Below are 4,559 nucleotides of genomic sequence, written 5' to 3'. Positions count from 1 at the left end.
ATCACTCAGAATCAAGATAGCGCATCAAAAATGATGTTAAAAGAAATTATGAAGTATAAAATATATCAAGATTGTGATCGAGAGATAGATCGACTCTTTTATCATAGTCATAATGGATTTGAAATCTCTATGATCTTATCTGGGGAAGGATGGTATTTTGCAGAAGGAAGGGCAATAAAAGTGCAAGCAGGTTCTGTAATTGTATTTAACAGCTTAGTTCCTCATGCATGGAAGGCTAACTCGGATAATCCACCTATACAAAAAACGTTTACTTTTTATCATAGACTTTTTTTAGAGAGTGAACTTGCTCAGCGGGAATCACAACTTATTAAAGATTATTTGCAGTTACTTACTGTATTAGACTTACATGGAGAAGAAGCTAGGCAAAGTTGTAAGCTGTTAGAAATGATGTATCAAGAATTTGAGAATAAGCAGTCAGGATATAGAGAGAGTATTAAACATCTGCTTTTGTCTTTTTTCATCTGCAGTATGCGTGTAAGCATGAAAAAGTATAAAAAGGAAACTGTACGTAAAAATGTACCTAATGTACAGTTAGAAACAGCTGTGCAATATATAAAAACTCACTTTCATCTTAATATTACGTTAGAAGACGTATCAAAAGAAGTGTATATGCATCCTAATTATTTTTCAGCTTCTTTTAAAAAACAGTATGGAGCAAGCTTTGTAGAGTATACTAATGCTTTGAAAATAGCCATGGCCATAGAGCTTATGGAAAGTACAGATTTATCTATTCAAGAAGTGGCAAGTCAATGTGGATTTAGTTCCTTATCTAATTTTTATCGTGTTTTTAAGGGGAGATATGGTAGTAGTCCGGCAAAATATATTAAGCAGAGGTAGGTAATAGTAATAATCTCAGCAATTTTCTAAGATGAAATAGATTAGGATTGTGTAAGCGTATTAACGTACATATAGGATTTGATAGAGATGGAAGTGTAGAATAGAAAATAAGTTAGGGGAGATACTTTATGCATACATTAGAAACTAAACGGCTTATATTAAGAGGATGGACATTGGATGATGTGGAAGTATTGGACTACATCAAATGAAAAGAAAAAAAGAACCTTATGCTATTGTATGACAGGGGATGAATACGCATATTTATCTGAGGATAAAGATTAGGACTTATGGTACACTATATATCAATCTGTACAAGTGATACATTTACATAGGAGCAGGAGGCAGCATGTACAAAATATTAATTATAGAAGACCAAGAAAAAATTCGTAAAGAGTTAGGGGAACTTTTAAAACGTTATGGTTACGAGGTTGCAGTTGTTGAAGACTTTGAGCATGTTTTAGAGGTAATTAGAGAAGAAGAGGCACACCTTATTTTATTAGATATCAATCTACCTGTATATGATGGCTATTACATTTGTAAAGAGATTAGACAAGAGTGGAGTACACCGATTATTATCGTGACAAGTAGAGATAGTGATATGGACGAATTGATGAGTATGAACTTAGGCGCAGATGATTTTGTAACAAAACCTTATAACACTCAAATCTTATTAGCCCGAATAAGTGTGCTTTTGAAAAGAACTTATGCGGGGTATCAAGAGGTGATGCAGTTGAGTAACTTCAAGATTAATTTTTCAAAGGGGATTTTAAGTCATGAAGGAGAAGAAGTCGAGCTGACTAAAAATGAAATGAAGATTTTAGCTTGCTTGACAAAAGAAAAAGGATGTATTGTTTCCAGGGAAGATTTAATGAACTACTTATGGGATAGTGAATGGTTTGTAGATGATAATACACTTACTGTAAATATTAATAGATTGCGCAAAAAGTTTGAAAGCATTGGTATAGAAAATGTGATTCAGACTAAGCGAGGGCAGGGCTATTTTATTGAATAAATAAATTAGATTAGAAAAAGAGGCATTGATTAACTGAGTGTAGTTAATCGATGCATCTTTATTTCAACTCATTTATTTATTTATTTATTGTGTAAAATGAGATTTTTTGCTGTAAGGTAAGTAACTATAAAGTAACCCCCATATATAAAAAGTAGGAAGAGCGTTGTGATAAAGCTTGTAAACCCTAAAGATAAGTTGCCAAACTGAGCAACTACGTTATTGGTGATACTAATTCCTACTATAGAATGGACAAGAGCTAGGCTAAGTGGCGCAAAGAAGTAAAGAGCTATCTGCACCCATAAAGAATGCTGAAGTGTATTATGAGGCACACCGAGCTTTCTCAAAATCTCGTAATGTGCTGTATGGTCAGTAACTTCTAAGAGTTGTTGTAGTGCTAGAATGGCAGCACTGGCAATAAGAAATACAAAGCCAATATAAATACCGATATAGGTCAGCATTGTAGACATACCTAACGAAGACTCATAAACATTAATTTTGGTTTCAAAAGGTCTAAAAAAGTTTTGTGTACCACTTTTCATGTCTTTGACTGCTTGGGTAAAAAGTGCTTCGGAGGCTTCTTTGTCTTCGAAGTAATTGATATTTAAATAAGTATTACTAATAGGATAATCTAAAAGTAAGTCGTCCCTTACGATTAAAGTCAAAGCATTACTACCATAAGTCGTAGTCTCATACGAATAAGTGAGTGGCCCTTGGTACTTTGGAAGGAGACTTTTATTTCCTAAGGCTAGTGGCGTTTGCTTTTCAAGTGCATCTTTGATTAAAGGAATAAGGCTATCTATATTACTAGAGATGGCATATTCGTTTGGATCTAAAGTAATAGGGCTAGCACCTTGTAGGGTAAGTGCATGATTAAAATCAGATAGTTTGATGGCCTGGATATTGATATCTGCGCGGAAATCATAACGATTACTCTTAGAAGACATAGTCTCTGAGTCAAAGAGATTACTGTAATGCAGAGGGGTCTCATAAAGGTTAAACTCTAAGGAATCCATAGCAAGTGTTGATAGTGGAAAACCATGTAATGAGAGCCGCTTTGTAAGAGAAGTTTCATCATCGCCCCAAGAGTAAAAGGTCGCATCATAAGGGGTGGTAGCTGCTAAATTAGAAGTAAGCGTTTTGCTCATACTTAATCCTGTAGAGAGGATGCCAATAGTGAAGAAAAGCATAAGGCAAATGACACTCATGGAAATGTGGTGTGTGCGAATTTTACTCATAACCTGCTTTACAATAAATAGGTTGATATTGTTATAGTAGAACGACTTATAAGTCATACATAACCTAGTAGCAATACTAGCTAGAGAGAAGAAGAAAAGGTAAGTTCCAAGGCAGCCAAGGATAATAGCGCTTACTAAAATATAATCAAAGCTTTGTAAACCATTTCTTTTTGCAAGCATATAGGCAAGTACTATAATGACTAGGGAAAATATGAATAAAATACAAGTGACAAAGAACTTAGGCTGTTTTAAAGTTTTATTTTTCTTCTCTCCATAAAGAAGGTCAATAAGTTTGTATTTTGAGATACTTATAGCGTTGCAAAGGATAACAACTATAAACAATACGGTAAAAAAGAATATTGTCCAGATAGCAGCCTTTATTGAAAATACAAAAGTAAAAGACTTTAAGTCTACTGCAAAGAGTTGTGCTGTTACAAGAGAAAGAGCTTGAGACAAAAAGGTTCCTAGTAAGAGCCCACTTATGAGGGCAAAAATAGCAATGGCAAAAGACTCTAGTACAAGAAGTAGATTGAGTGTATTACGGTCCATGCCGAGAGTTAAGTAGAGACCCAGTTCTTTCTTGCGTCTGCGGATTAAAAAGTGATTGGCATAGATCATTAAGAAACCTAGAATAAAAGCTACAAATAGAGAGACTAAGTCCATAACGCGCGCGAGCATTTTTATAATTTCCAGTTGGGATGATGTAATCTCTAGCATCGCTTGTTGTGCATCTAATGCATTAAACATATAGAAAATGCATATCCCAAAAGTCAGAGTTAAGAAATAAATCATATAGTCTTTGAAGCTGCGCTTGGCATTGAGAAGAGAAAGCTTAAAGAACATTATGTGTATCACCTCCGAGAAGTGTTACAACTTCTATAATACGATTAAAGAAGATTTTTCGTGTATCACTTCCACGTAGAAGTTCAGTGAAAATTTTTCCGTCTTTAATAAATAAGATGCGATTGGCATAACTGGCAGTAAATGCATCATGAGTAACCATCATAATCGTAGCATCAAGGTGTATGTTTAAAAATTCTAAGCTCTCAAGAAGCATGCGAGAAGCTTTAGAGTCAAGTGCACCTGTAGGCTCATCAGCAAGAACTAGAGAAGGGTTTGTAACAATAGCACGAGCGCAAGCGACACGTTGTTTCTGACCGCCTGAAAGTTGATAAGGGTATTTAGATAAAATGTCTGTAATTCCTAATTGATCAGCGAGTGTATGGATGCGTGACTCTAATTCTTTTGGACTAACCTTTTGAATAGAAAGGGCTAGCGCAATGTTTTCAAAGGAAGTCAAAGTATCTAGCAAGTTAAAGTCTTGGAAGATAAAGCCTAAATGACTGCGACGAAACTCAGCTAATTTTTTTTGAGAGAGTGAGGTGATATCATTGCCGTCTATGACAATGTGACCACTTGTAACAGTATCGATAGTAGAGATGCAGTTAAGAAGG

4 protein-coding genes are annotated in these 4,559 nt (G+C 34.9%); 2 read left to right on the top strand and 2 right to left on the bottom strand.

The features are described 5' to 3' along the window. Both RRY75_RS11410 and RRY75_RS11405 read left to right on the top strand, forming a co-directional pair. On the top strand, positions 1-858 hold an 858-nt coding region (locus RRY75_RS11410; RefSeq protein WP_332716800.1), incomplete at its 5' end, for an AraC family transcriptional regulator. Positions 859-1,204: 346 nt separating this feature from the next. Further along, positions 1,205-1,870: a response regulator transcription factor gene (locus RRY75_RS11405; RefSeq protein ID WP_332491353.1), complete on the top strand. Its 666-nt coding sequence runs from the start codon at positions 1,205-1,207 to the stop codon at positions 1,868-1,870. 80 nt (positions 1,871-1,950) lie between these two features. On the opposite strand, the gene RRY75_RS11400 is transcribed toward RRY75_RS11405, so the two are convergent. Next, complete coding sequence (locus tag RRY75_RS11400) at positions 1,951-3,948, bottom strand: ABC transporter permease (RefSeq protein WP_332716797.1); 1,998 nt, start codon at positions 3,946-3,948, stop codon at positions 1,951-1,953. Continuing rightward, on the bottom strand, positions 3,938-4,559 hold a 622-nt coding region (locus RRY75_RS11395), incomplete at its 5' end, for an ABC transporter ATP-binding protein (protein WP_332528753.1). The genes RRY75_RS11400 and RRY75_RS11395, both read right to left, overlap by 11 nt.

The sequence above is a fragment of the Niameybacter sp. genome (assembly GCF_036655075.1).
GTDB lineage: Bacteria > Bacillota > Clostridia > Lachnospirales > Cellulosilyticaceae > Holtiella.
The sequence above is the reverse complement of the archived record's forward strand: the minus strand, read 5'-3'. Positions and strand labels throughout refer to the sequence as shown.

What these genes read in the sequence shown, in the direction of transcription:
- RRY75_RS11400 (WP_332716797.1), bottom strand. Translation starts at nt 3,948, where the DNA reads ATGTTCTTTAAGCTTTCTCTTCTCAATGCCAAGCGCAGCTTCAAAGAC.
- RRY75_RS11405 (WP_332491353.1), top strand. Translation starts at nt 1,205, where the DNA reads ATGTACAAAATATTAATTATAGAAGACCAAGAAAAAATTCGTAAAGAG.